The following is a 25074-nucleotide window of genomic DNA, read 5'->3' on the forward strand; positions in this document are numbered from 1 at the left end:
TCGGCGATCGAGTCACGGTTGGCGTCCAGCAGCGCGCGGAACTTGAAGAGGATCGTGGTCCGCTTGGCCAGCGAGGACTGGCCCCAGGTCGCGTAGGCGTCCTTCGCGGCGGCGACCGCCGCGTCCACCTCGTCGACGGAGGCGAAGGGGACCTGCTTCTCCTGGTCGCCCGTGGCTGGGTTGTGGACGGGGCCGTAGCGCTCGGACGAACCCTCGCTGGGCTTGCCGTTGATCCAGTGGTGGAGGCTCTTCATCGGGTACGGGTTTCCTTTCGGACGGCCGGACTCAGGCGTGGTCGCGGCGACTGTCGAGTGCGGTGTAGAGAGGCAGGCGAGGGTCGACCGGCCGGCCGTCCCAGGTGTCGCGAACCCCGGCGTGGTCGGGGTGGTCGCAGATCAGCCAGGCGCGGTCCACGCCGGGGCCGGCCATGACGTTGAGGTAGTACATGTCGTGGCCGGGCGCGGCGACGGAGGGACCGTGCCAACCGTCGGGCACGAGCACGATGTCGCCGTCGCGGACTTCGGCCAGGAGATCGGTGTTGCGGCCGTTGCCGGAGGGGGAGACCCGCTGGTAGCCGAGGCCGTTGTCACCGGCGATCTCGAAGTAGTAGATCTCCTCCAGCCGGCTCTCGCCCGGACGGTCCTCGTCGTGCTTGTGCGGCGGGAAGGAGGACCAGTTGCCGCCCGGCGTCAGGACTTCGACGGCGATGAGCCTGTCGCACTCGAAGGCCCCTGCGGCAGCGAAGTTGTTGACCTGTCGGCTGTACTGGCCGCTGCCGCGCAGTTCGACGGGAACGGCCGGTGCGGGCTGGTAGCGGGCGGGTAGAGGCCGGTCGCAGCGTGCTCCGGCGAGGGCGAAGCGGCCGCCGCCCCGGGTGGCGAGGGAGACGTGGGCGTCGCGTGGGGTGTACACGAAGTCGGTGACGCCGGTGAAGACGCTCTCCCGTCCGGTCAGCCGGAACGTCTGGCCACCGACGGCGACCGTGCAGGAGCCGGACAACGGTAGGACGATCCACTCGCTGTCCCCGGTGTCGAAGTCGTGCCAACCGTCGGGCGGCAGGTCGAGGACGCGCAGACTGGAGAACTCCCAGCCGGCGGTCCGGGGCGTGACGTCAACGGCGTACAAGCCGCTTGCGGTCTTGCCCGCGGGCAGGTGACACCGGTGGTCCTGGCCCTGCGGCTCGGGCGGACGGGGCACGGCGTGAGCCTCCTTCGGGCAGTGCTCGCTCACAGCAGACCCACGGCCGTGTCGACCGCGTCCTCCACGCTTCCGGAGGCGGGGTAGAGCAGCGAGCGGCCGACGACCAGGCCGTGCACGGTGGGGAGTTGGAGGGCCTTGCGCCACTTCTCGTACGCGGCCTCCTGCTCCTCGGCGGACGGTCCGACGTCGCCGCCCAGCAGGACGGCGGGCAGCGTGGACGCCTCCACGGCCTGCGCCATGTCGTCGGAGTTGTCGGTCACGGGGAGCTTGAGCCAGGTGTAGGCAGAGGTGCCGCCGAGGCCGGAGGCGATGGCGATGGAGCGGGTGACCGCATCCGCGCTCAGGTCGTTCCTGACGCGCCCGTCGATCCGCCGGGAGATGAACGGCTCGATGAACAGCGGGAGTCGACGCTCGGCCATCGCGTGGACGGCCTGGGCGGTGGACTCCAGCGTGGTGAGCGATCCGGCGTCCCGGTAGTCGATGCGCAGCAGCAGCTTGCCTGCGTCGAAGCGCAGCCGGGCGAGGTCCTCGGGCCGGTGGCCGGTGAAGCGGTCGTCGAGTTCGAAGGAGGCGCCCGCCAGGCCGCCCCGGTTCATCGATCCCATCGCCACCTTGCCCTCGAGGGCGCCGAGGAGCAGCAGGTCTTCGAGGATGTCGGCGGTGCCGAGTACTCCGTCGACGCCGGGTCTCGACAGCGCGGTGCACAGGCGCTCCAGGAGGTCGGCGCGCCGTGCCATGGCGTACGGCTGTCCGCCTGCTGCCAGGGCGCCGCGGGCCGGGTGATCGGCGGCGATGATCATCAGGCGGCCGCTCGTACTGAGCAGGGGGCGGCGCGTGCGGCGGGCGGCGGCCTCGGCGATGGCCTCTGGGTGCCGTGCCCGGATCGCCGGGAGATCGGTGACGCCGATGTTCATGGGATGACCTCTTTCGATGAGGCGTGTGGGCGGTCAGCGGCGGGCGAGGAAGTCGCGCAGCTCGTTTTGGGTGGGCATCGCGGAGGAGCAGGCGAGCCGTGAGGCGACGAGGGCGCCGGCCGCGTTCGCGTACCGCATGATCTGTTCCAGGTCCCAGCCCGCCAGGAGGCCGTGGCAGAGCGAACCGCCGAACGCGTCGCCGGCCCCCAGTCCATTGACGACCTCGACGGGCGTGGGCGGTACCTCGGCGACCGTGCCGTCGCGGTGCACGGCGAGCACGCCCTTGGGGCCCTGCTTCACCACGGCCAGCTCCACGCCGGCGTCAAGGAGCGCCTGAGCGCAAGCGCGAGGCTCGCGCACGCCGGTCGCGACCTCGCACTCGTCGAGGTTGCCGACGGCGACGGTGGTGTGCCGGAGCGCCTCGGCATAGTACGGACGGGCCTCCGACGGATCCTTCCAGGCTGTGTCATTCCAAAGCTCCGGGCGCCAGTCGAGGTCGAAGACGGTGATGCCCCGCTTGGCCCGTGCTTCGAGGGCGGCCAGCGTGGCGGAGCGGCTGGGCTCCTCGCTCAGGCCGGTGCCGGTGATCCAGAAGACGAGAGTGCTCCGGATGGCGTCCAGGTCGAGCTCCTCGGTCCTGATCTCCAGGTCGGGGGCCTTGGGCCGCCGGTAGAAGTACAGGGGGAAGTCGTCCGGGGGGAAGATCTCGCAGAAGGTGACGGGCGTCGGGTGGCCGGCCACGGGCGACACCCAGCGGTCGTCGACCCCGAACCCCTTGAGCGCCTCGTGCACATACCTGCCGAACGGGTCCTGCCCGGTTCGGGTGATCACGCCGGTGGAACGTCCGAGACGGGCTGCGGCGACCGCGACATTGGTGGCGGAGCCGCCCAGGAACTTGCCGAAGCTCTCGACCCTTTCCAGGGGGACGCCGGTCTGTAGGGGATATATGTCGACTCCCGTTCGACCCATGGTTATTACATCAAAGGAAGCGTTCATTCGCGGATCTCCTGAATGCGGGCACGCGTCTCCCCGTCGCGGTCAGGAAGGCGAAGGGAAAGGGCCGGGGATGCCCGGCCATTTCAGGTGTAGAGGTCACTCGCAACCAGCGTCAAGTAATTGTTCTGACATCTTGCCTTGATGGAAAAATGATGTCATTACAAACGTTGACCTCAGGGTGGCGTGACGGTTCTATCTCGTCATAGGCAACAGCCGTGTTAACGGCATGTGATCCGCGTGTTCGCTCGATCAGCCGCTTCTCCCTTTCCCCTGCAGCACAGTGAGGTGCCGGAAAGATGGATCGTTCGTCCCACCCCCGCTCCCGCAGAATCGTCCCCGTCGTGGCAGCGGCGGCAGCCGCCGCACTGCTTGTGGCCGGATGCTCCAGCAGCTCCGGAGGAAAGAAGGCCGACGAGAGCGGGAACGATGTCTCGGCCGGCAAGGCCAACACTCCCCGCATGACGATCGCGATGATCACGCACGCGGCCCCTGGCGACACCTTCTGGGACACGATCCGCAAGGGTGCCCAGGCCGCCGCCGCCAAGGACAACGTCAAGCTCGTCTACTCCAGCGACCCCAACGGCCCCAACCAGTCGAACCTGGTCCAGAACGCCATCGACCAGAAGGTCGACGGCATCGCTGTCACTCTCGCCAAGCCGGACGCCATGAAGGCCGTGGTCGCCCAGGCCGAGAAGGCCGGCATCCCCGTCGTCGGCTTCAACACCGGCGTGCAGGACTGGAAGCAGCAGGGCCTGCTCGAGTACTTCGGCCAGGACGAGAGCATCGCCGGCGAGGCGTTCGGCCGCAGGCTCAACGAGGCCGGCGCCAAGCACACCGTCTGCGTGATCATGGAACAGGGGCAGGTGGCCCTGGAGGCCCGCTGTGCCGGCGTGAAGAAGACGTTCTCCGGCAAGACCGACATCCTCTACGTCAACGGCACCGACATGCCGTCGGTGAAGTCGACGATCACCGCCAAGCTCAAGCAGGACAACTCCATCGACTATGTGACGACGCTCGGCGCCCCGTTCGCGATGACCGCCATCCAGTCCATCGCCGATGCCGGCAGCAAGGCCAAGCTCGCCACGTTCGACCTCAACAAGGACGCGGTCGGCGCCATCAAGTCCGGCAAGATCCAGTGGGCCATCGACCAGCAGCCCTACCTCCAGGGCTACCTGTCGGTCGACTCCCTGTGGCTCTACAAGACGAACGGCAACTACAGCGGCGGCGGCGAGGCACCCGTGCTGACCGGGCCGGCCTTCGTCGACAAGTCCAACGTCGACAAGATCGCCCAGTTCGCGGCGAAGGGAACCCGGTGATGACCATGACCCAGACCACGGCACCGGCGACGGGCTCCCCGTCGCCGGCTCCGCCGGCCCCTCAGAAGGACGGGCGAACCTCTGAACGGCCGCTGGCCATACGCCTGTTGGCCCGCCCGGAGGTAGGCGTCTTCCTCGGCGCCGTCGCGGTGTACGTCTTCTTCTTCGCCGCAGCGCCGGCGGTCCGTGACGGCAGTTCGATGGCGACGGTGCTCTACCAGTCGTCGACCATCGGCATCATGGCGCTGCCCGTGGCTCTACTGATGATCGGTGGCGAGTTCGACCTGTCGGCCGGCGTCGCGGTGATCACCTCTGCGCTCACCGCGGCCATGCTCAGCTACCAACTGAGCATGAACGTCTGGGTGGGCGTGATCGTCGCGCTCCTGGTGTCGCTGGCGGTCGGCTTCCTGAACGGCTGGCTGGTGGTCAAGACCGGGCTGCCGAGCTTCCTGATCACCCTGGGCAGCTTCCTGATCCTGCAGGGCGTGAACCTCGCCGTCACCAAGCTGGTCACCGGCAATGTGGCGACCGACGACATCAGCGATATGGACGGCTTCGACCAGGCCAAGAAGGTCTTCGCCTCGTCCTTCGACGTCGGAGGCGTCCAGGTGAAGATCACCGTGATCTGGTGGCTGGTCTTCGCGGCCATCGCCACCTGGGTCCTGCTGCGCACCAGGTACGGCAACTGGATTTTCGCGGTCGGCGGCAACAAGGAGTCCGCGCGGGCCGTCGGTGTCCCGGTCGCCTTCACCAAGATCTCGCTGTTCATGCTGGTCGGCTTCGGCGCCTGGTTCGTCGGCATGCACCAGCTGTTCTCCTTCAACACCGTGCAGTCGGGCGAGGGCGTCGGCCAGGAGCTGATCTACATCTCCGCGGCGGTGATCGGCGGCTGTCTGCTGACCGGCGGCGCGGGTTCGGCGATCGGCCCGGTCTTCGGCGCGTTCATGTTCGGCATGGTGCAGCAGGGCATCGTCTACGCCGGCTGGAACCCCGACTGGTTCAAGGCGTTCCTCGGCGTGATGCTGCTCGGCGCCGTCCTCATCAATCTGTGGGTCCAGCGCACAGCGACCCGGAGGTGACCTTCATGACCAGCAATAAAGCCGGCACCCACGGCGCCATCATCCAGGACACCGCGCCCGAGGGCGAGGACCGTCCCATCGTCCAACTCCGCAACGCCGGCAAGTCCTACGGCAACATCCGTGCCCTGCACGGCGTCGACCTCGCCGTCCGCCCCAGCCAGGTCACCTGCGTCCTGGGCGACAACGGCGCCGGCAAGTCCACCCTCATCAAAATCATCTCGGGGCTGCACCAGCACACCGAGGGCGAGTTCCTCGTCGACGGCGAGCCGGTGCACTTCTCCACCCCGCGTCAGGCCCTCGACCGCGGCATCGCCACCGTCTACCAGGACCTGGCCACCGTGCCCCTGATGCCGGTGTGGCGCAACTTCTTCCTCGGCTCCGAGATGACCAAGGGCCCCTGGCCGATCCGCCGCCTCGACATCGAGAAGATGAAGAAGACGGCGGACGAGGAGCTGCGCAACATGGGCATCGTCCTGGACGACCTGGAACAGCCCATCGGCACCCTCTCCGGCGGCCAGCGCCAGTGCGTCGCCATCGCCCGCGCCGTCTACTTCGGCGCCCGCGTCCTCATCCTGGACGAGCCGACCGCCGCCCTGGGCGTCAAGCAGTCCGGTGTCGTGCTCAAGTACGTCGCCGCGGCCCGCGAGCGCGGCCTGGGCGTCATCTTCATCACCCACAACCCGCACCACGCCTACATGGTCGGCGACCACTTCAGCGTCCTGCGCCTGGGCACCCTCGAACTATCCGCGGAGCGCAGCGAGATCTCTCTCGAAGAGCTGACCAACCACATGGCCGGCGGCACCGAACTCGCCGCACTCAAACACGAGCTGGCCCAGGTCCGCGGCGTCGACGTCGAGGAACTTCCCGAAGAGGACGCCCTTCAGGTCGGCGTCCCCCAGGCCAACTGACCCTCACCAGCACCGGAGACATCACGAACATGCCACCTCAGCGAGCACTGGGTGTTGCCGTCGTCGGCACCGGCAAGATGGGCGCGGATCATGTGCGCAGACTCCACGACGTCGTCAGCGGGGCACGCGTGACAGCCGTCGTCGACATCGAGGCGGAGCGCGTCAAGACGCTCGCGGACGCCATCGAGGGCTGCACGGCGTACACCGAACCCGCGGCGGCCATGGCGGCTCAGGACGTCGACGCCGTCCTCATCGCTTCCCCGGGGCCCGCCCACGAGGCGGCCCTGCTCGAAGCCCTCGGCCGTGACCTGCCGGTCCTGTGCGAGAAGCCGCTCACCCCCGATGCGGCCTCCGCCCTTCGCGTCCTGGAGGCGGAACAGCGGCTCGGGCACCGGCGTATCCAGGTGGGCTTCATGCGGCGCTACGACGCCGAGTACACAAAGCTCAAGCAGCTCCTCGACGGCGGGGAGCTGGGCAGGGCACTGATGCTGCACCATCGGCACCGGAACCTGTCCATGCCGCCGTGGTTCACCAACGAGATGCTCATCAACGACTCGGTGGTCCACGAGATGGACGTGACACGCTGGCTCCTCGACCAGGAGATCACAGCAGTCACCGTGCACAAGCCGGCCCCGACGTCGCATGCTCCGGCTGGTATGAACGACCCTCAATTCGTGTTGCTCGAAACCGAGTTCGGGGCTCTTGTCGACGTCGAAATCTTTGGTCATTGCGGATACGGCTACCAGGTGCACGCCGAAGCGGTCTGCGAGCGGGGCACCGTGCGCATCGGTGACGAGCACGGGCCGCGGCTGAGCGCTGCCGGCCGCTGGGGTGGACGTATCACGCCGGACTACGTCGAGCGGTTCGAGGACGCCTACGACCGTGAGGTCCAGGGCTGGGTGGACGCCGCCCGACGGGGCGGGATCACCGGCCCCAGCGCCTGGGACGGCTACGCGGCCGCAGCCGTGTGCGAGGCGGGCGTGCTGTCCCAGCGGGAGGGGCGGCGCGTCGAGGTCGAGCTGATCGAGCGGCCTGCCTTCTACCGGTAGGCCGCACACAGAACGGGAGAGGGCGGTACCGGTCCGGTACCGCCCTCTCCCGTTCGCTCTTCGTTATGCCTTGGCCGGAAGGACCGTACGTGGCCGGACCGGGAATCCGGCCGCCCGATAGCAGGCGTCGATGAGCCGCATGGTGGTCAGCGCGTCGTCGGCGTCGAGCACCAGCGGTGCGCCGTGCCGCAAGTGGGCGGCGAAGGCCTCGAGCTGGTAGGTGTACGAGGACCGGCGGCCGAGTTCCTCGGTGCGCTCACCGGCGGCCGTACGCACGACGACCCGGTCGTCCAGGTGGGGCTGTACGAAGTTCACCACCGTGGCTTCGCCGCGCGAGCCCACGACGCGGCAGCTCATCTGCCAGGTGTCGTGAGACATGTGGCAACGGGCGCTACCCGTGGCGCCGCCCGGGAACTCCAGATCGGCGTCCAGCCACTCGTCGACTCCCGCGCCCTGAGCCTTCTCACCGCCGCGCGCGGCGACCAGCCGGGGCGCCCCACCTGCCCAGGGCGCGAGCATGCGCTGGGCGTGCAGGCTGTAGCACCCGAGGTCCATCAGCGCGCCGCCCGCCAGCGGGAGCGACCACCGTACGTCGCTGTCCGGTGGCGCGGGCATGGCGACCATGGTCTCGACGTGCCGGAGATCGCCCAACTCCCCGCTGTCCAGCAGCTCGTGCAGGCGCAGGGTGACCGGGTGGAACAGGTAGTGGAAGCCCTCCATGAACACCGTGCCCGCCTTGGCGACGGCCTCGTGGACCTCGGCCGCCTCCGCCGCGTTGCTCGCGGACGGCTTTTCGGTGAGGACGTGCTTGCCGGCCTGAAGAGCGGCCAGGTTCCACGGCCCGTGCAGGCTGTTGGCCAACGGGTTGTAGACGACCTCGATCTCCGGGTCGGCGACAAGGTCGGCGTAGGAGCCGACCACACGCTCCACGCTGTGCGTGGCGGCGAAGGCCTCGGCCCGGTCCCGGTCGCGGGCGGCCACCGCGACAAGGCGGTGGCCGCTGGCACGGGCCGGCCCGACGATCGACAGCTCGGCGATCCGGGCCGCGCCCAGGACGCCGATCCGCAGGGGCTCGTTCGTCATCCGTTGCGCACCTCGTCGAGCCGTACGGGCCGGTGCTCATGGAGCGACAGGGTGCACGCCTCGGCGATCCAGCTCGCCTCGATGGCGTCCGCGACCGTGCACGGGGAGGTACGGGTGCCTGCGACGACCTCGGTGAACGCGGTGAGTTCGGCGCGGTAGGCGGCGGTGAAGCGGTCCATGAAGAAGTGGTGCGGGGTGCCCGCCGGGAAGGTGGCGCCCGGTTCGACGGAGCGCAGCGGCAGCTTGTCCTCCAGGCCGACCGCGATGCTGTCCTTCATGCCGTGCAGCTCCAGGCGCACGTCGTAACCGCGGGCGTTGTGACGGGAGTTGGAGATGACGGCGATGGCGCCGTCGTCGAGGGTGAGCAGGGCGGACGCCGTGTCGACGTCGCCCGCCTCACGGATGTACGCCGCGCCCCGATTGCCGCCGGTCGCGTACACCTCGACCACCTCGCGGCCGGTCACCCAGCGCACGATGTCGAAGTCGTGCACGCTGCAGTCGCGGAAGATGCCGCCGGAGACGGCCACGTAGGCGGGCGGCGGCGGGGCGGGGTCGAGGGTGGTGGACCGTACGGTGTGCAGGTCGCCGAGCTCACCGCTCACCACGGCCCGGCGTGCGGCCACACAGCCCGCGTCGAAGCGTCTGTTGTACCCGATGTGCACCTCGACGCCGCTGCCCTCCACCGCACGCAGCACCTCCAGGCTCTCCTCGACCCCGCGTGCCACGGGCTTCTCGCAGAAGACGGGGATGCCCGCCTTCACGGCGGCGAGGATGAGCTGGGGGTGCGCGTCGGTCGCGGCGGCGATCACGACGCCGTCGACGCCGGCGGCGAGCACGGCTTCGGGGGAGTCCACCGCGGTGGCCCCGAAGCGTTCGGTGGCCGTGGCGACGGCCGCGGCCACCGGGTCGGTGACCACCAGGGAGTCCACCGTGTCCAGCCCGGACAGGGTCTCCGTGTGGAGGCTGCCGATGCGGCCCAACCCCATGATGCCTATACGCATGAGAATCTTGCTCCTTCAGCCCGAAGGCGGCTCAGTCCTGGCCGCCGAAGACGATCTGGTCCCAGTCGATGACCGACCCGGTCACCACTCCGCTGCGGTCGGAGAGCAGGAAGACGACGAAGTCGGCGATCTCGTCGACCTGCCCGAGCTTGCCCATGGGCTGCGACTGGGCGGCCTTCTCCCGCCAGTCGTCGCCCGCGTCGTGGAAGGCGCGCTGCGTGGCGTCCTCGCCCTCGGTGTCCGTCCAGCCGATGTTGAGGCCGTTGATCCGGATGCGGTCCCAACGGTGCGCGTGGGCGGCGTTGCGCGTCAGACCGGCCAGACCGGCCTTGGCAGCGGAGTACGGCGCCAGGTGGGGCGGCCCGCCGTGCGCGCAGTTGGAGATGATGTTGACGATGGTGCCCGGCGCCTTGCGGGCTGTCATGTCGGCCACCGCCGCCTGCATCGCGAAGAACGGCGCGCGCAGATTGATCGCCATGTGCTGGTCGAACAGTTCCGGTGTGGTGTCCAGCAGCGAGCCGCGCGACGTCAGCCCGGCCGCGTTGACCAGGCAGTCGATGCGCCCGTGAGCGTCGATGGTCTGTACGGCGCTGTCGCGCGCCTGCGCCGGATCGGAGAGGTCCGCCCGCACGAAGCGCGCGCCTGTGTCCGCGGCGAGCTTCTCGCCGACCTCGGTCCGGCGGCCGGTGAAGACGACGATCGCGCCCTCCCGTGCGGCCGCCCGTACGATTCCGGCGCCGACGCCCTGGCTGCCGCCGTTGACGAGGACGACCTTGTCCTCAAGTAGTCCCATGAGTGCAGTGTCCCTTTCAGCTCTGGCGGCGCTTGGCAGCCGCCTGCAGTTCCTGGCGCAGCCGCTCGGGGTCCCAGCTCTCGGCGACGGCCTGCCAGACGGTGTCCGCTTGGGAGGGCGGTGCGAGACCCCCGACCGGCGGGTCGAGGTCGAGGTTGGTGGGGAAGGGGTAGCCCTCGGCGGTGGCCGCGACCACGCGGCGCAGCCAGTCCTCCAAGGCGCCCTCGGCCTTGCGGCGCAGCAGTACCGGGAAAAGGGCGTTGGCCATCGCCTCGCGGTCCACCGTCTCCATGGCACGGCCGAAGGCGGAGGAGATCTGCAGCAGGTTGGCCATGCGCCGGATGCCCGTGGAGCGGTTGTGCCCGGCGGCGTGGAAGAGCGCCGGGTTGAAGAAGACCGCGTCGCCCTTGTCCAGCGGGAGTTGGACGTGGTGGGCGTCGAAGTAGTCGACGAACTGAGGGAGTCGCCAGGCGAGGTAGCCGGGCTCGTACTTCTGCGAGTGCGGCAGGTACAGCGTCGGGCCGGACTCGACGGGCATGTCGCAGTGGGCCACCGCACTCTGCAGTGTGAGCACCGGCGAGAGGCGGTGGACGTGGGCCGGGTAGGTCGCGGCGCGCTCCTGGGAGAGGAAGCCGAGGTGGTAGTCACGGTGGACGTTCTGCGCCGCGCCGCCTGGGTTGACCACGTTGACCTGGGAGGTCACCTGGTAGGCGGGGCCGAGCCAGGCCTCGGAGATCAAGGCCAGCATGTCGTTGGCGTAGTAGTCGGCGAACACCTCGGGTGCGCGTACGGCCACCTTGTCCAGGGCGTTCCAGACGCGGTCGTTCGCGCCGGGCTTGGCGAAGTGGTCGCCGCGAGCCGCGCCGGTGGCACGCTCCTCCTCGATCAGCGCGTGGAAGGCCTCGGACGCCGCGTCCACGACGGCCGCGTCGGTGAAGGCGCGCTTGAGGACCACGATGCCGGGCCCGTCCAGCAGAGCCCGGACCAACTCGTCCTGCACGCTCCGACGGCCCTCCGGGGAGGTCGTCAGAGAGCGGAGCCGATCGCTGTCGTAGAGCGGGACGTTCTGCTCGATCCGCTCGGCCGAGGGGTGGTCGGCGGGGTCGGTGCGCTGCTCCACGAGCGAGCGGAACACGTCGAGATCGCAGTCCGCTTCGGTCAACCAAGTCCGCGCTCCCGCGGCTATGGGAGACATCCGGGTCCTTTCGCAGTCCGTGTATTTCTGCCAGTCTTGAGAACCCGAACCCATCATTCAATGCTTATCAGTACATCAAAAATCCATCATCAGCCTTGGGATCAGTCATGCGACACCCCTACCCGATCAGGGAAATCGCCCGCCAGGCCGGACTGAGCACGGCCACCGTCGACCGCGTCCTCAACGACCGGGGCAACGTGACGGAGAGCACCATCAGGGAGGTGCACGAAGCCATCAAGGACCTGGACCGCCAACAGAGCCAGGTCCGCATCGGCGGCCGCACCTTCATGATCGACATCGTGATGCAGACCCCGGAGCGGTTCTCCACCGCCGTACGTGACGCGCTCGAGGCGGAACTGCCGTCCCTGCATCCCGCTCTTGTCCGCTCGCGCTTCCACTTCCGCGAGACCTGCCCTCCTGACGAGCTCATCGGTACCCTGGACAAGATCGCCAAGCGGGGTTCGCAGGGCGTGATCCTCAAGGCCCCCGACGAGCCGGAGATCGGTGCCGCGGTCGGGCGACTGATCGCGGCCGGTATCCCTGTCGTCACCCTGGTGACCGACCTGCCGCACAGTGCGCGACTGGCGTACGTCGGGATCGACAACCGCGCGGCGGGCGCCACCGCCGCCTACCTGCTCGGGCAGTGGCTCGGCAACCGGCCCGGCAATGTGCTCACCACCATCAGCCGGGGCTCCTTCCGTGGCGAGGAGGAGCGCGAGATGGGCTTCCGCAGCGCGATGCGTCTCGCCCACCCCAGACGGTCCCTCGTCGAGGTCACCGACAGTGACGGCCTCGACGCCACCCAGCGCGATCTCGTTGTGGAGGCACTCAATCGCGACGAGGACATCATCGGCGTCTACTCCGCGGGCGGGGGCAACCTCGCGACCCTCGACGCCTTCGAGGCGCTCGGGCGGGAGTGCGCGGTGTTCATCGCCCACGACCTCGACCACGACAACACCCGGCTGCTGCGCGAGCGCCGCCTGTCCGCGGTCCTCCACCACGACCTGCGCCAGGACATGCGCCGCGCCTGCCAGATCATCATGCGCGCCCACAAGGCGCTCCCCGACGACGGCCTTTCACTGCCCTCGGCGATTCAGGTGGTCACGCCGTTCAATATGCCGCCAGGGGCCCCGTCCATGCCGGTCGTAGTCTGAATCCGCTGCGTGTTCTTGAGCTTGGGCGAACGCCGCACTGATCAATCCGTCGAGCGTCGTTACTCGTATACATGGAGACAGTGACAACTGACGCGAAATGGACAGGATTGAGGAGTTTAACCCAAATTGATGGTCGATGTATTGACCGGGTGAGACACGGCTCGCCGGAGGCGGCCACCTGACCGCCCACGACCCGAAAGATCTCGGAGACCCCGCCCGGACGGCCACCCGGCGACTCGCGCTGCCTCGGACCGGAGAAGTCACCGGAAAACCGGCCGAAAAGGATCACCGGAGTCACGCGGTGGATCGAGGGTGACTGCTCGGGTGCTTGATTACGTGTGAGCGGGCGGCAGCCAGACGTTTCCAGCGAAGAGGTCGCGCAGGACGGTCATGGGGTTGAGGCCGTGCTTGCGGGCTGTGGAGGGGAAGGAGCGCACCAGCAGCCATCGGTTGGCGCCGTCGAGGGTGCGCCAGCCACCGGAGACCTTCATCTGGACCTTCGCCATGCGGATGTCCTGCTCGGCCTGGTTGTTGGTGAAGGGCACCGTCAGGTCGTGCAGGAAGCGCAGGATGTCCTCGCGGCGGCGGACCAGGCGGTCGAGGAGTTGCCGGGCGAAGGTCTTCTTCAATGTCGGTGGCGGGTCGGGATTGGCAGAGCGTCCGACCCGGACCGCCCGGTCGAACTGTGCTTCCAGAGCGGCGACTTCTTCGCTGGTCAGTGCGTCTCGCCCGGCCTCGCGGCCGCATGCGCGGCCTCGTTGGCGGCGGTGAGGGCGTCGATGGCGGCTTTCGCCCATTGCTGGCCGGTGGGGTCGCCATGGTGGACGCCGTCCAGGTCGCGCAGGATATGCGCGTTGCGCAGCGCGCCGGCGGTTCCGTAGCCGAGATGTACGCAACCGCTTCCAGAAGATGCACGCTACTGTTCCCAGCATTTGACACCTCCACCGAAGATGGCCGCGGCGCTGGCAACGGTTCCCGGATGGCCGGCCCAATATCCTGCGCGAAGTATGGACTGGAGGTTCCGGTCGGCGGCGGAGGCCCAACACTAATGATCACCGGAGTCACCAGGGGGAGCCCGCAGCATGACCGGCACCACGGAGGCCCTTGGCGGGTCGGCTGCAGTCGACGATGCAGCACGAAGTGTCACGCGCCCGTTCTACGTATACGCCATGCTCTCCAACACGCTGTTCCAGCGCGGCGTATTCGTCCTCTTCCTTCAGCAGCGAGGCTTCTCCGCCGAGCAAGTGGCCCTACTGCAGACACTGCTCTACCTGGTCAGCGGACTTGCGGAGTTGCCGACGGGAGTCATCGCCGACCGAATCGGCAGGCGTGCCAGCATCGTGATCGGCCAGATGCTGATAGCTGGATGTCTGCTCGGCCAGGGGACGTTCTCCAACTACTGGGTGTTCCTGGCGCTGTTCATGGGGCAGGGCGTGGGCATGGCATGTGTGTCCGGCTCGGACACCGCCCTGCTGTACGACCTGCTCGTGCGTCGTGGTGCAACGGCCAACTACGTCAAGATCAAGTCCCGGTTCACCATGCTCGGGACGGTCACCTCGGGAGCCGCCATCGTCCTCGGCGGCCAACTGCAGCAGATCTCCTGGGGAGTCGTCTACGTCGGTTCGGCGGCGTGCCTCGCCCTGGCCGTGGTGGTGCTGATGTCACGGGTGCCCGAGATCCGCGGCGCGGACGCGGTGGACGAGCAGGACGGAGCCGAGGAGCACGGCGACGCCACAGCATGGCGGGCGATGCTTCGGGTCGCCACGCCGGCGCTCGTGACGCTTGTCGTGGTGTCCGGATTGATGCATGCGACTTTGACGCCGTACATCATCTTTGCGCAGAAGACCCTCTCCGATCAGGGAGCGGGCACCGCATTGGTCAGCGTGGTCATATCGGCGGGATTCTTCGCTGGCGGGCTCACTCCGCTGCTGTCGGACCGCGCGGACCGGCGCATCGGGTATCGGGTCATCGTCCCGGTGTCCCTCCTGACGCTCGCCGCGGCACTCGGCCTGAGCGGCCTCGGCCTTGTCTGGGTCACCATCGCCGCGTTCCTGGCCCTGGTCGGGATTCCCGAGATCACCGCCGTGATCGTGGACAACGTGTTCAACGAGGCCGTGCCGTCGCGCCACCGGGCGAGCCTGCTGTCGATGATCGCATTCGTGGAGTCGGCGCTCATCGGCATCGGCTATCTCGTCCTCGGCGCGCTCATGGACGGGATGGGCTCCAGTGTGGGCATGGCCACCTACGCCGCGGTCCCCCTGCTGGCATGTCTCCTGTGGCTCCCGGTGCTCTTCCGAGGGGCACGGGTGACCACCGAGATCGAGAAGCCCGCCGACCAAAAGGCATCCTGAAACAGACCATCTCGAGCAACGCCCTGCCCGATGGCAGGGGCGTTGCTCGTTGACATGTCGCTCCCAGTCGGCGACGGAGCTGTCATCGCGACGATCAGCGCCAAACGGGATGGGAAGAATCGCGCCACTGCGGCAGCTGTTCAGCCTGGATCCACCGCGTAACGGTCGGCCTGTGGACGGCGAAATGAGAAGAGGTGCCCGCTGACCTGCGAGAATGGGAGTTCCTACGCTTCCATCCGCCGCTCACGGCACTGGGCGGCTGGTTCCGGCTCGCCGTACGACAGCGTCCATGGTGAACGTGGCGAAGCCGTGCTCCACCAGTTCCTGCCAGGCGGCTTCGAGCAGGGCGGCTTCCAGTACCGCTCCGCGATGATCTTCATGAAAGCGGGTTGATTCGCGCATCCATGGTCGGATCGGTCGCGACGAGCCCGGTGGTGGATGCACGTAAAGCCCCTGGTAGGACGGTTCTCACCACAAGATCGTCCGCTGAACCAAAGGCTTCACGTTGGTCACCTATGCTGCCACGCTCGATGTCCCGCGCCACATCGTGGTGCACCTCTCCCGGTTGCTCGCCGCACATCGCCGGCGCCTCAACACGCCCCGTGGGTCGCGGGTCCTGGGCACATTCCGGCAGGCGGTCATGGTGCTGCGCTGGTTCCGTGAGCGCGGCTGCGTGCACTGCCTGGCCAGGGACGCCGGAGTCTCGCAGGCCACCGGCTACCGCTACCTGCACGAGGCCATCGACGTCCTCGCCGCTCAAGCCCCCGACCTGCACGAGGTGTTGAACCGCTGCCGCGAAGAGGGGGTTGCGTTGAACGCCTCACGCAACTCGACTTTGGTCGGTTGCCCGGTCGGTCTACGGTCGAGCCGAGCTTTTCTCCAGGCCGTCAGCGCCGACTCGATCAAGGCCCATCGGGCGTCGCTCAGGTCGCTGGGGTCCGGCTTCTGCTGGCTCACGGCACAGCGTGATCATGAACAATCCGGAGGGTACTGTTCCGCTGCTCCTCGGGCGATTCTGCAGCATTTTCAAACCAGACGGACTCTGGACATCGAACGCGGATGAGACGGAGAGTGAGGTGCGCGAACCAGGAGGTGGCAATAGGTACTCACTGAGCATTCCATCTCCCAAAGGGGCAGCGCCATAAGGTGTTTACCGAAATAGAGCTGGATAAACGCCCTCTTAGGGGGCGTCGAGGAGTTCGACTTCGGTTTGTGTGATCCGTACGCCGTTGAAGGACCACTGCATGCAGCCCCACCGGAGGTAGTCCACGGTTGCCGCAGGGCCGGTTCCGGTGCCGACGCTGGGCAGCTCGATACACGTAACGGGTTGTGCAGTCGAGGGGCCGTGTGGCTGAGGGCCACAAGGGCTGGGGAGGTGAAGGGGCGGCCGCCCGCGCGAGGCTTCGTGTCCTCCCCCGGCTGCTCGCCGTCGAGGCAGGACGAGGCCACAAGGCAAACGTTTCCGCAGCGACGCCCAGGCCGCTGCCCGTCCGAATCATCCCCATGCGGTTGCCATGTACAACGTCGAGTCCCGCGAGAGTGAAACCTGCGCGTCTTCCTTACCAGAGGCGAGGCGTCGGCGCACAACTGGCGTCGTTATTTCAGGTGACGCCTCAAGCCGCCGCGGGGGCTTGGGCGCTAGATGCTCCTAGCCTCTTATCGCACTCGAGTAGTTCCGGAAGCGTGCGTCTGCCTTTCTGGGCTCGATAACCGAAACGGGGGGCGTGATGCTGGCGTTGGTCGGTCGAGACGGTTTGCTTCACGCCGCCCGCATCGGCCGGCTTTATGTGGCGGGCGTGGGCAAGGCCTTGTGCGTGGGCCTTGCGGTTGCCGCCGCCGTCGGCGGGGGTCTGACAGCGTCCGTGCTCCCGGCCGGCGTAGGAGTGCCGGCTGCGTACGGAGTAGCTGCCCTTTCCCTCCTTGCGCGTGCCCGGACAGCCGCCGAAAGGGTGCGTCGTCGCCTGAGGCTGTTCGCTGTTTCGGTCGTAGCAGGAGGCCTTCACCACTTCGTCGTAAGTCAGCGCTCTTCGGCGACAGGGCACTCTGCTGGTGTCCTCCGTTCCATGGTTCAGGGCCTGGGGGTCGCCGGGATCGCCGTGTGTCTGGGGCTGGGGGTCGCCGGACTGGTGATGGCAGCAGCGGACAGTGGCACGAACCTGACGTGGTTACGGCGGGTCCTGGACGGATGGATGATCGCAGGGTCGCTGCTCACTCTGTGCTGGGTGCTTCTGCTGCATCGCGCCGATCAGGGCGGTGACGTGTCGGCATCGGTGCTGGGTCTCGCGCGCGTGGTGACGGACATCCTTCTCTTGGGTCTCGTGGTCGCCCTTCGCTTCTGCCTTGAACCCGGGAAGCGCACAGCGACCGCTGTGGCGGCCGTGGCCCTTGTTGTCCTGGCCGTCAGCGACATGCTGCGCATCCTCTTGCCGGTGCCGGGCACCTGGTACGGGCTTCCTCTGGCGGCGACCTGTTCGATGACCGGGTTGCTCCTGGTCGCTGCCGTGCCGTGGCTGCCGGGGGGTGTCAGCGTCGTGGGGGTCGGTGAGCGGGTGCTGCCTGTGGTCGGGGTGGTGGCTGGCTTTGTGCCTGTGGTCGTCTGCGTGCTAGCCATGGGGGCTCACGTGTTGGCCGGTGGCCGCACCGATGCGGTGATGATGGCCCTGGCGGCTACGGTGCTTCTCGGGTTCGGCGCCCGGCAAGGCATCGTTCACGCCGACCACCTGCGTATCACGCGAGAGGTCGTCGCCCGTGAGGCCCGTTACCGCACCCTGGTCGACGGCTCGTTCGACGTGATCACCATCCTCAGTCTGGACGGGCGTGTGCTCTACGTCAGTCCGGCCGCCCGCCACGTCTTCGGCTACCGGCCGGAGGATCTCGTAGGCGCTCGCTTGCCCCTGTACACCCACCCGGACGACATGACGCCGCTGATGCAAGCCGTTGAGAGGCTGCGGCAGGAAGCCGAGCCAGGCGACCGCGGCCCGGGCCCCCATGTGTTCTGCCGGGTCCGGGCCGCTGACGGGGGATGGCGCCATGTCGAGTCAACGATCAGCCACCACCCCGAGGGACTGGTCTTCAGCAGCCGCGATGTGACCGAGCGGGTCGCACTGCAGGCACAGCTCGAACGCCGTGCCTTCCACGACGCGTTGACCGGCCTGCCCAACCGCGCGTTGTTCCTCGACCGAGTCGCCCACGCACTACGGAAGCGGACCGTCGGCACGACTCCGCCTGCAGTGCTGTTCCTGGACCTGGACGGCTTCAAGGCCGTCAACGATTCGGCCGGACACGCCATGGGCGATGCCCTGCTCATCCAGGCCGCCCGTCGGCTCCAGGCATCCGTGCGGGCTGGCGACACCGTCGCCCGCCTCGGCGGCGACGAGTTCACCGCACTCCTGGAAGGAGAGGCAGGGGCATGCCCTCCGCCAGCCAGGGAAGTAGCTGAACGGATCTTGTCCGCCCTGACCAAGCCGTACCGCATCGGCAGCACTGACGCGGTGGTCTCGGCTTCCATCGGCATCGCGGTCGCCATGCCAGGCATCACACCCGACGACCTTCTGGATCAGGCGGACCAGGCCATGTACGAGGCCAAAACCGCAGGTAAGGGCCGCATCCGTATGCACCACCCGCAGTCACCGGACGTCTGCAGCGGCACGCTGAACCACTGACGACGCGACGCACGTGCATCCACTCTGATCCCCAGACGGGATGCCGCTGCGAACCCACGCCCAAGTGCCGTCACGTACGAATGCGTTCGCGGCCGCAAGTGTCCGGCGCGTGGAAGCCTTCCGGACCCGGCTACTCGACGTCCGCCGCGTTGATCTCCGGGGCGGGTGCGTGAAGGGTGTTACTCACCGATCTTGATCTGCGTGCCGGAAGGCACTTCGCCGTCGAGGTGCAGCGAGTCCTCGGTCGGCACCAGGATGCCTTCCTGTTGGCCAAATCCGCCTGGCGAAGCAGCACTTGGTGCAGACCCTCCTGCGGTAACCGCGCCCTGAGTCGTCCGTCACCAACGTCTGCAGCGCGTCGCAAGCGGTGCGTCGTGCCTCAACAGCGGTCCGCTCCATGCTTCTTCATGCACCTGTGCGCCCCCGCAGGCAGAGGATTCGGGGAGCCGCTGGCGGTCTCATTGGGCAGGACATGATTCGAGTCCCAAGTCGGTGGACCATTCACCGATTCGTGTGCGCCAGATGAGCGAGGTGGTTATCGATGAGCGATGTCGTGCCTCAGTCGGAGCGGGTATGGACTACAGGTACTGCACCCGGCATATTCCCATTTCTCGGCCACGCAATCACCCTGTTCCGCCGGCCGTTGGCATTTCTGGCTTCTTTGCCTGCCCACGGCGATCTGGTGGAGGTACGCCTGGGTCCCCAACGTGCCTGGATGGCCTGCCACCCGGAGCTGGTCCACCAGATACTCATGGACCCGCGCACCTACGACAAGGGAGGCCCGCTGTACGACAAACTCCGGCTGCTGATGGGTGATGGCCTTGTCACGTGTGGTCAGGAGGCGCATCGACGGCAGCGCAGGTTGGTTCAGCCGAGCTTCCGTCCTTCCCGTATCGCCGATTACGCGGAGACGATGGGAGAGGAGGCCGAACTGGAGTGCCGCCAGTGGCAGGCCGGGGAGTTCGACGTCAGCGGGGCGCTGATGGCACTGACGACGCGGGTGACCAGTCGCGTGCTGCTGTCCGACTCACTCGATGCCGCGACGGCCGCCGAGGTGCGGGACTGCCTCGCCGTCATCGTCCGCGGTCTGTTCGTCCGTATGGTCGCGCCGATCGACGCGCTGTTCCGGATCCCCACACCTGCGAACCGCCGCTATCGACGTGCGCTGAACCGACTTCACGCGATCATCGACTCGGCCATCGAAGAACGTCGACCGGGCGCTCCCCGCAGCGATCTGCTGGGGACGCTTCTGGGGACGGGGGGCGGCAAGGGAGGAGCGACAGCACTCACCGAACAGGAAGTTCACGACCAGCTCATCACGTTGCTGCTCACCGGAGTCGAGGCCCCGGCGCTTTGTCTGGCCTCCGCGTTCAGGCTGCTCGCCGCCCATCCGGAGGTGGAGCGCCGCGTGCACCGCGAAGTCGACGCGGTTCTTGCCGGTCGTCGGCGCCCCCGCCCCGACGACTTACCGCGTCTCGTCTACACCCGATGCGTCGTCGACGAGACGCTGCGCATGTATCCACCTGGCTGGCTCTTCACCCGCATCACCACTACGGACACGAACCTTGCCGGGCGCCGTCTGCCCCGGGGCACCACCGTCTTGTACAGCCCGTACCTCCTCCACCACGATCCGGCGTCGTTCCCAGACCCTGACCGCTTCGTCCCCGAGCGTTGGTTGCCGGGGCGGGAGGCGACCGTACCGAGCGGCGCGATGCTGCCTTTCGCCGCAGGCAACCGCAAGTGCATGGGCGACACGTTCGCCATGGCGGAGGCCACGCTCGCCATCGCCGCCATCGCCAGTCACTGGCGCCTGCGCTCGCTGCCCGGGTGCGCCCAGCAACCGGTCCCCGCAGTGACCCTGGGGCACAGGTCACTGGTGATGATCTGCGAACCGCGCCCGCGCACGCTGGTGGGGGAACCGTCCCGTGAAAGCTCTGTCGCACCACCGGTGCAGGACGCCCGCCAGGCCCGACAGGACTCCCGAACGGCAGGTGACGAAGGTGTCTGCGACGCGTGAGGGCATCGCGGCAACATCGCAGAGGCTGGAGTTTCTCCTGTGGGCAGTCTGAAGGAACTGATCGAGGCCAACCTCTACATGCCCTTTCCGTTTCTGAGCAGCCCCCATGAATCCGCAGCCGCGGCAGGGGTCGATGAGTGGCTGTTCAGGGTGGGGCTGGCCGACGATCCAGCGGTGGTGGCGATGATTGCCTACACGCGCCCCGCCGCGCTCGCCGCCTACAACAGCCCCACCATGAACGCCGACACCCTGCAGATCGTGGCCAACCAGATTGCCTACCAGTTCGTCTTCGACGACCGAGCCGAAGAGCTCGGTCGGTGGCGGCCGAGCCGACTGCTGCCCATGCTGTGCGAGAGCATCGGGATTTTGCGGGACGACCAGTCGCCCAGTACTGCGCTCGGTGCGGCCCTGGCTGATCTCTACAGGCAGGTTCAGGAACGGTGTACACCCGCACAAGCCGCGCGATGGGCGTGGAACAGCCGTGAGTACGTGCACGGCCTGTTGTACGAAGCGGTGGCCCAGACCGACTCCGCCCACGCACGGATCGGGCCGTCCAGTTCGATCCGTTCTCTTACCGCCGGTGTTCAACCCTTCTATCCGCTGTGTGAGGCCGCGCAGCACTGTGAGATCGCCCCCGACGAGCTCCATCACCCTGTCATGCGGCGCCTGGGGCGGCTGTCGGCCGATGCGGCGGTGTGGATACCCGACCTCTTCTCCGCGGTGAAGGAGCAACGGACGGGCGGAATGATCAATCTGGCCCTCGCCCACCAGCACGAGTTCCGCTGCTCCCTGCCGGAGGCCGTCACGCTGGCCATCCGGCAGATCAATAGCACGATCAGTGAGTTCGAGAAGCTCTACGGCGAATTCAAGCCGGAGTTGAGCCCCGCCGGCGTCGGCTATGTGGAAGGCATGGTCGGCTGGATCCGCGGCTGCTACTACTGGTCCCGCACCGTGCCGCGCTACGCGGACACAGCAGCGGTCGCCGTCTAGTCGGTGAGCGTCTGGGGCGTCGGTCCGCAGGGTGGGCATACGAGGCGTGGGCGCTCCAGCAACTGATGGCCCGGAACTGCCAGGCCCCCAAAGGGGCATTCGTGTACCCGGAGGACGGAGCTCAAAACCGCCTCGGCGGGCGCTTCACCCTTTCTATTCGTATTTTCCCAGTACAGCTACTGAGCGTCCATGGGAGCGTATTCTCAGCGCTGTCTACCGGGGTGTGATGACGGGAAAGCAGCAGGGAACATGGTGGATGGGCTGCGGCAATCGATCGGGAAGCACCGGACGTTGCTGGAGCGCGACCGAGAACTTCGCGCGCTCGACTCCGCGTTGTCGGACCTCTGTGATCCCGTCGACGGTGTGGTGCGAGCACGGCGTGGTGGACTGCTTGCCCTTGCCGGTTCGGCCGGACTCGGGAAGACCACGCTCATGGCGGAAGCGCGTGCCCGCGCGATGGCGCTGGGATGCACGGTGCTTTCCGGAAAGGGTGGCGAGAAAGAGCAGGAACTGGCTTTCCGGGTGGTTCGCCAACTCGTGCAGCCGATTCTGGCGACGATGGGTGAGAGCGAACGCCGGGACCTGCTGGGCAGTTGGTACGACGTCGTCGCCACCGCTCTCGGTCTCGAGGCAGAGGACACCGGCCGTGTGCCGGACCCGGTCGGGGTGCGTGACGGCCTTGATTGGGTCATGACCCGCCTGGCGGTGACGGAAGCGCCCGTCGTCCTGCTGCTGGACGACATGCACTGGGCCGACGTCGAGTCCCTGAGTTGGCTTGCCTCCTTCGCTCCACGGGCCGAAGACCTTCCGCTGCTGATCGTTGTCGCCTACCGTCCCGACGAACTGTCTTCCGAGGCCGCCGCGTTCCATACGCTCCCCGAACGCCACGGGAGCCGTCCCTACCTTCTGGCGCCACTCACCGCTGCCGGCGTGACGCGGATCGTACGGGACGAGCTGGGTGAGGGCGCCGAGGACGAGTTCTGTGACGAATGCTGGACGGTCACCGGCGGCAGCCCTTTCGAGGCCGTCGAACTCGCTATCAGGCTCGGCGAGCGGCACGTGAAGGGCGAGCAGGACGACTTGCCCGTGATGCGGGGCCTTGCCTCGGCTGTCAAGGGCGCCGGGCTGATCGAGCGCCTGCATCGGCTTGGGCCGGCCACCGTTCGCTTCGCCTGGGCCGCCGCCGTACTGGGCACGTCCATCTCCCCCGAACTCGCCGCCACCATCGCGGTGATCGGCACCGAGGAGGCCGCCGAGGCGATCGAGAGGCTGCGCGCCGCCCGGTTCCTGGCCGACGGCTACGGGCCCCAAGGCGGCCTGCAGTTCGTGCACCCGCTCATCGCCACCGCGGTCTACCGGTCCATCCCCTCAAGCCTGCGGGTCGGTATGCACAACGCGGCCGCGGAGGCCATCCGTGCGACCGGGCTCCAGCCCACCATCGCCGCCCGCCATCTGCTGGAAGTCCCCTGCGAAAACAACCACGAGGCGGTCGAATGCCTCCGGCAGGCCGCCCGTGAGTACCTTCGGGCCGGGGCGCCGGAAGCCGCCCGGCGCGTCCTGACCCGCGCACTGCGGGAGCCACCCCTTCCGCGGGAGCGGGCCGCGCTCCTCTATGAACTCGGGTGCTCGACCTTTCTGATCGAGCCTGCGGCCACGGTCGGCTATCTGCGTAAGGCGCTGGCGGAGCCCGGAGTCGACCCCGACCTGCGCGCCTCCATCGTCTACCGCCTGACCCAGGCCCTGGCCCACACCGACCGCATGGCAGAGGCCGCATCCGTGGCCGCGAACGAGGCACAGCAGGCGACCAGCCCGCGCATCCGCCTACGGATGCAGGCCGATCAATTCGTATGGAGCGCCTGCCGCACCGACGAGCCCGACTCGCCCGCCCGCTCACGCACCCTGGCGCGCCTCGCCGAGCGCCTGACCGGACGCAGTCTGGAGGAGCGCTACATCCTGGGGCTGAGGAGCTGGGACGCCATGGTGCGTGGCGAACCGAGCAAGACCGTCCTCGAGACAGCCGACCGGGCTCTTGACAGCGGACTCAGCTGGAGCGACGAAAACCGGGGCTTCGAGGTGCCGGTCTCGGTCGCCATGGTGTACATGTACTGCGACCAGCCACGGCTGGCCGAAGAACTGTTCATCAAGGGGATCGCCGAGTGCGAGCAGAGAGGCTGGCGCGGCTCCCACCTCGCTCTGGGCCACACTCTCTTCGGCTACATCCGCTACCGCCGTGGCTGCCTGACCGACGCGGAGGAACTGGCCCGGGAAGGCCTGCACATCGCCGACAAGGTGGAAGGGGCGGTACCCGCCCAGTGGTTCGCCATCGGCATCCTCATCCAGACCCTGCTGGCCCGTGGACGGACACACGATGCACGCCGCCTCGCCGACACCTACCACTACGGCGAGATGGTCCCGAACGCCGTCGTCTACCCGGACCCCCGTACGGTGTACGCCGAACTTCTCCTGGCGGAGGGACGACACCAGGAGGCGGCGAGCCTGCTGTCCCGGGTCGGAGACCGGCTGGAGTCACGCGCCTGGCGCAACCCCGCCTGGTGCCCCTGGCAGCAGAACCTGGCCACCGCGCTCGCCCCCACCGACCCCGAACGAGCAGTCTCCCTCGCCCGGGACGCCGTCAAACGGGCACGAGACTTCGGCGCGGCATCCGCCGTCGGCCAGGCGCTCCACACCGAGGCCGAGGTGACCGGCGGACCCGAGGGGCTTGACCTGCACGCGGCGGCCGTCGAATACCTGGAGTGTTCACCCGCCGCGTACGAGCTGGCCCGTGCGCTGGTCAGCCACGGTGCCGCACTGTGCCGCAACGGCCGGCTCCAGGAGGCCGCCGACCAGCTCTACCGCGGCTTGGAAGGCGCCGTCCACAGCGGTGCCGAGGCGCTGGCCACCCGGGCCAGGGAAGAACTCACCGCAGCCGGCCTGCGGCCACTGCCACTGCGCTACGCGCAGACAGATACGCTCACCGCTCAGGAACGAAAAGCTGCCGAAATGGTGGCCCAGGGCCACCCGGTCACGGTGGCCGCGAAGAACCTGCGCATCACCGAACAAGGCATGAAACGGCTGCTCTCCTCCGCATACCGCAAGATCGGCACCGATGCCACAGGCCTAGCCAGGGCCCTGAAGACCTTTCCGCACCCCTTGCCGTAACGCACGACAACGCCACCCAAGGCCGGGCGACAACACAGGATCTGAGTAGGGTCGGGACGCCTTTACCTCACGGCGGACTACCGCACAAACCCGCCGTCAAAAAACCACCGCTACTACGGCTCGCGCCGTCGCATCCGATGCAATTGGCGTCGGTAGGAACATCGGAACGAAAACCGGCGCTGAGCATCCATCGGTCCTGGTGGGCAA

General features: G+C 67.9%; 19 protein-coding genes and 2 pseudogenes. 10 read left to right on the plus strand and 11 right to left on the minus strand.

Annotation, left to right across the window (positions count from 1 at the left end; translation table 11 throughout):
* The 4 genes from ACZ4WS_RS47145 to iolC form a co-directional block, all read right to left on the minus strand.
* On the minus strand, positions 1-254 hold a 254-nt coding region (locus tag ACZ4WS_RS47145), incomplete at its 3' end, for an aldehyde dehydrogenase family protein (RefSeq protein WP_467990285.1).
* Between the two features lie 31 nt (positions 255-285).
* Complete coding sequence (gene iolB, locus ACZ4WS_RS47150; protein ID WP_467990286.1) at positions 286-1197, minus strand: 5-deoxy-glucuronate isomerase; 912 nt, start codon at positions 1195-1197, stop codon at positions 286-288.
* Between the two features lie 29 nt (positions 1198-1226).
* Positions 1227-2114 carry a Cgl0159 family (beta/alpha)8-fold protein gene (locus ACZ4WS_RS47155; RefSeq protein ID WP_467990287.1) on the minus strand — a complete coding sequence of 296 codons (888 nt, stop codon included), beginning with the start codon at positions 2112-2114 and terminating at the stop codon, positions 1227-1229.
* A 33-nt stretch (positions 2115-2147) separates the two neighbouring features.
* Positions 2148-3110 (minus strand): 5-dehydro-2-deoxygluconokinase, encoded by a 963-nt coding sequence (gene iolC / locus ACZ4WS_RS47160; protein ID WP_467990289.1) that lies wholly within the window; start codon positions 3108-3110, stop codon positions 2148-2150.
* 296 nt (positions 3111-3406) lie between these two features.
* Here iolC and ACZ4WS_RS47165 point away from each other — a divergent pair, with 296 nt between their 5' ends.
* Genes ACZ4WS_RS47165 through ACZ4WS_RS47180 form a run of 4 tightly spaced genes read left to right on the plus strand, consistent with a single transcriptional unit; the run spans position 3407 to position 7462 of the window.
* A complete protein-coding gene (locus ACZ4WS_RS47165) occupies positions 3407-4426 on the plus strand; it encodes a sugar ABC transporter substrate-binding protein (protein ID WP_467990292.1) in 1020 nt (339 codons plus the stop codon).
* Entirely contained in the window at positions 4426-5505 is a 1080-nt protein-coding gene (locus ACZ4WS_RS47170; protein WP_467990295.1) for an ABC transporter permease, read from the plus strand. Before ACZ4WS_RS47165 ends, ACZ4WS_RS47170 begins: the two co-directional genes overlap by 1 nt.
* Positions 5506-5510: 5 nt before the next feature.
* On the plus strand, positions 5511-6413 hold the full coding sequence (locus ACZ4WS_RS47175; protein ID WP_467990297.1) for an ATP-binding cassette domain-containing protein: 903 nt from the start codon (positions 5511-5513) through the stop codon (positions 6411-6413).
* A 29-nt stretch (positions 6414-6442) separates the two neighbouring features.
* Positions 6443-7462, plus strand: coding sequence for a Gfo/Idh/MocA family protein (locus tag ACZ4WS_RS47180; RefSeq protein WP_467990299.1), 1020 nt, complete (start codon positions 6443-6445; stop codon positions 7460-7462).
* Positions 7463-7525: 63 nt separating this feature from the next.
* On the opposite strand, the gene ACZ4WS_RS47185 is transcribed toward ACZ4WS_RS47180, so the two are convergent.
* The 4 genes from ACZ4WS_RS47185 to ACZ4WS_RS47200 are packed head-to-tail and all read right to left on the minus strand — an operon-like array spanning position 7526 to position 11534.
* Positions 7526-8545, minus strand: coding sequence for a Gfo/Idh/MocA family protein (locus ACZ4WS_RS47185; protein ID WP_467990301.1), 1020 nt, complete (start codon positions 8543-8545; stop codon positions 7526-7528).
* Positions 8542-9546, minus strand: coding sequence for a Gfo/Idh/MocA family protein (locus ACZ4WS_RS47190; protein WP_467990303.1), 1005 nt, complete (start codon positions 9544-9546; stop codon positions 8542-8544). The genes ACZ4WS_RS47185 and ACZ4WS_RS47190 overlap by 4 nt, the downstream gene beginning before the upstream one ends.
* A 31-nt stretch (positions 9547-9577) precedes the next feature.
* Complete coding sequence (locus ACZ4WS_RS47195; RefSeq protein ID WP_467990305.1) at positions 9578-10339, minus strand: SDR family oxidoreductase; 762 nt, start codon at positions 10337-10339, stop codon at positions 9578-9580.
* A gap of 16 nt (positions 10340-10355) precedes the next feature.
* Positions 10356-11534 (minus strand): phytanoyl-CoA dioxygenase family protein, encoded by a 1179-nt coding sequence (locus ACZ4WS_RS47200; RefSeq protein WP_467990307.1) that lies wholly within the window; start codon positions 11532-11534, stop codon positions 10356-10358.
* 107 nt (positions 11535-11641) lie between these two features.
* On the opposite strand from ACZ4WS_RS47200, the gene ACZ4WS_RS47205 reads away from it, so the two are divergent.
* Positions 11642-12688, plus strand: coding sequence for a LacI family DNA-binding transcriptional regulator (locus tag ACZ4WS_RS47205; RefSeq protein WP_467990308.1), 1047 nt, complete (start codon positions 11642-11644; stop codon positions 12686-12688).
* A 332-nt stretch (positions 12689-13020) separates the two neighbouring features.
* On the opposite strand, the gene ACZ4WS_RS47210 is transcribed toward ACZ4WS_RS47205, so the two are convergent.
* Complete coding sequence (locus ACZ4WS_RS47210) at positions 13021-13620, minus strand: IS66 family transposase (protein ID WP_467990310.1); 600 nt, start codon at positions 13618-13620, stop codon at positions 13021-13023.
* Between the two features lie 150 nt (positions 13621-13770).
* Between ACZ4WS_RS47210 and ACZ4WS_RS47215 the strand changes: the two genes are divergently transcribed.
* Positions 13771-15039 (plus strand): MFS transporter, encoded by a 1269-nt coding sequence (locus ACZ4WS_RS47215; protein ID WP_467990312.1) that lies wholly within the window; start codon positions 13771-13773, stop codon positions 15037-15039.
* A gap of 249 nt (positions 15040-15288) precedes the next feature.
* Here the strand turns inward: ACZ4WS_RS47215 and ACZ4WS_RS47220 are convergent.
* Both ACZ4WS_RS47220 and ACZ4WS_RS47225 read right to left on the minus strand, forming a co-directional pair.
* Positions 15289-15441 (minus strand): annotated as a pseudogene (locus ACZ4WS_RS47220) (TetR family transcriptional regulator); the annotation flags it as partial.
* A 405-nt stretch (positions 15442-15846) separates the two neighbouring features.
* Positions 15847-15996 (minus strand): annotated as a pseudogene (locus ACZ4WS_RS47225) (IS5/IS1182 family transposase); the annotation flags it as partial.
* A gap of 1106 nt (positions 15997-17102) precedes the next feature.
* Between ACZ4WS_RS47225 and ACZ4WS_RS47230 the strand changes: the two are divergent.
* The 4 genes from ACZ4WS_RS47230 to ACZ4WS_RS47245 all read left to right on the plus strand — a co-directional run bounded on the left by ACZ4WS_RS47230 (position 17103) and on the right by ACZ4WS_RS47245 (position 24867).
* Positions 17103-18701, plus strand: a complete 1599-nt coding sequence (locus ACZ4WS_RS47230; protein ID WP_467990314.1) for a diguanylate cyclase domain-containing protein — start codon at positions 17103-17105, stop codon at positions 18699-18701.
* A gap of 541 nt (positions 18702-19242) precedes the next feature.
* Entirely contained in the window at positions 19243-20718 is a 1476-nt protein-coding gene (locus ACZ4WS_RS47235) for a cytochrome P450 (RefSeq protein ID WP_467990315.1), read from the plus strand.
* Positions 20719-20757: 39 nt separating this feature from the next.
* On the plus strand, positions 20758-21708 hold the full coding sequence (locus ACZ4WS_RS47240) for a (-)-alpha-amorphene synthase (RefSeq protein WP_467990317.1): 951 nt from the start codon (positions 20758-20760) through the stop codon (positions 21706-21708).
* A 249-nt stretch (positions 21709-21957) separates the two neighbouring features.
* Complete coding sequence (locus ACZ4WS_RS47245; RefSeq protein WP_467990319.1) at positions 21958-24867, plus strand: ATP-binding protein; 2910 nt, start codon at positions 21958-21960, stop codon at positions 24865-24867.
* Positions 24868-25074: the final 207 nt, after the last annotated feature.

It is taken from the genome of Streptomyces sp. NPDC029292 (genome assembly GCF_055569295.1).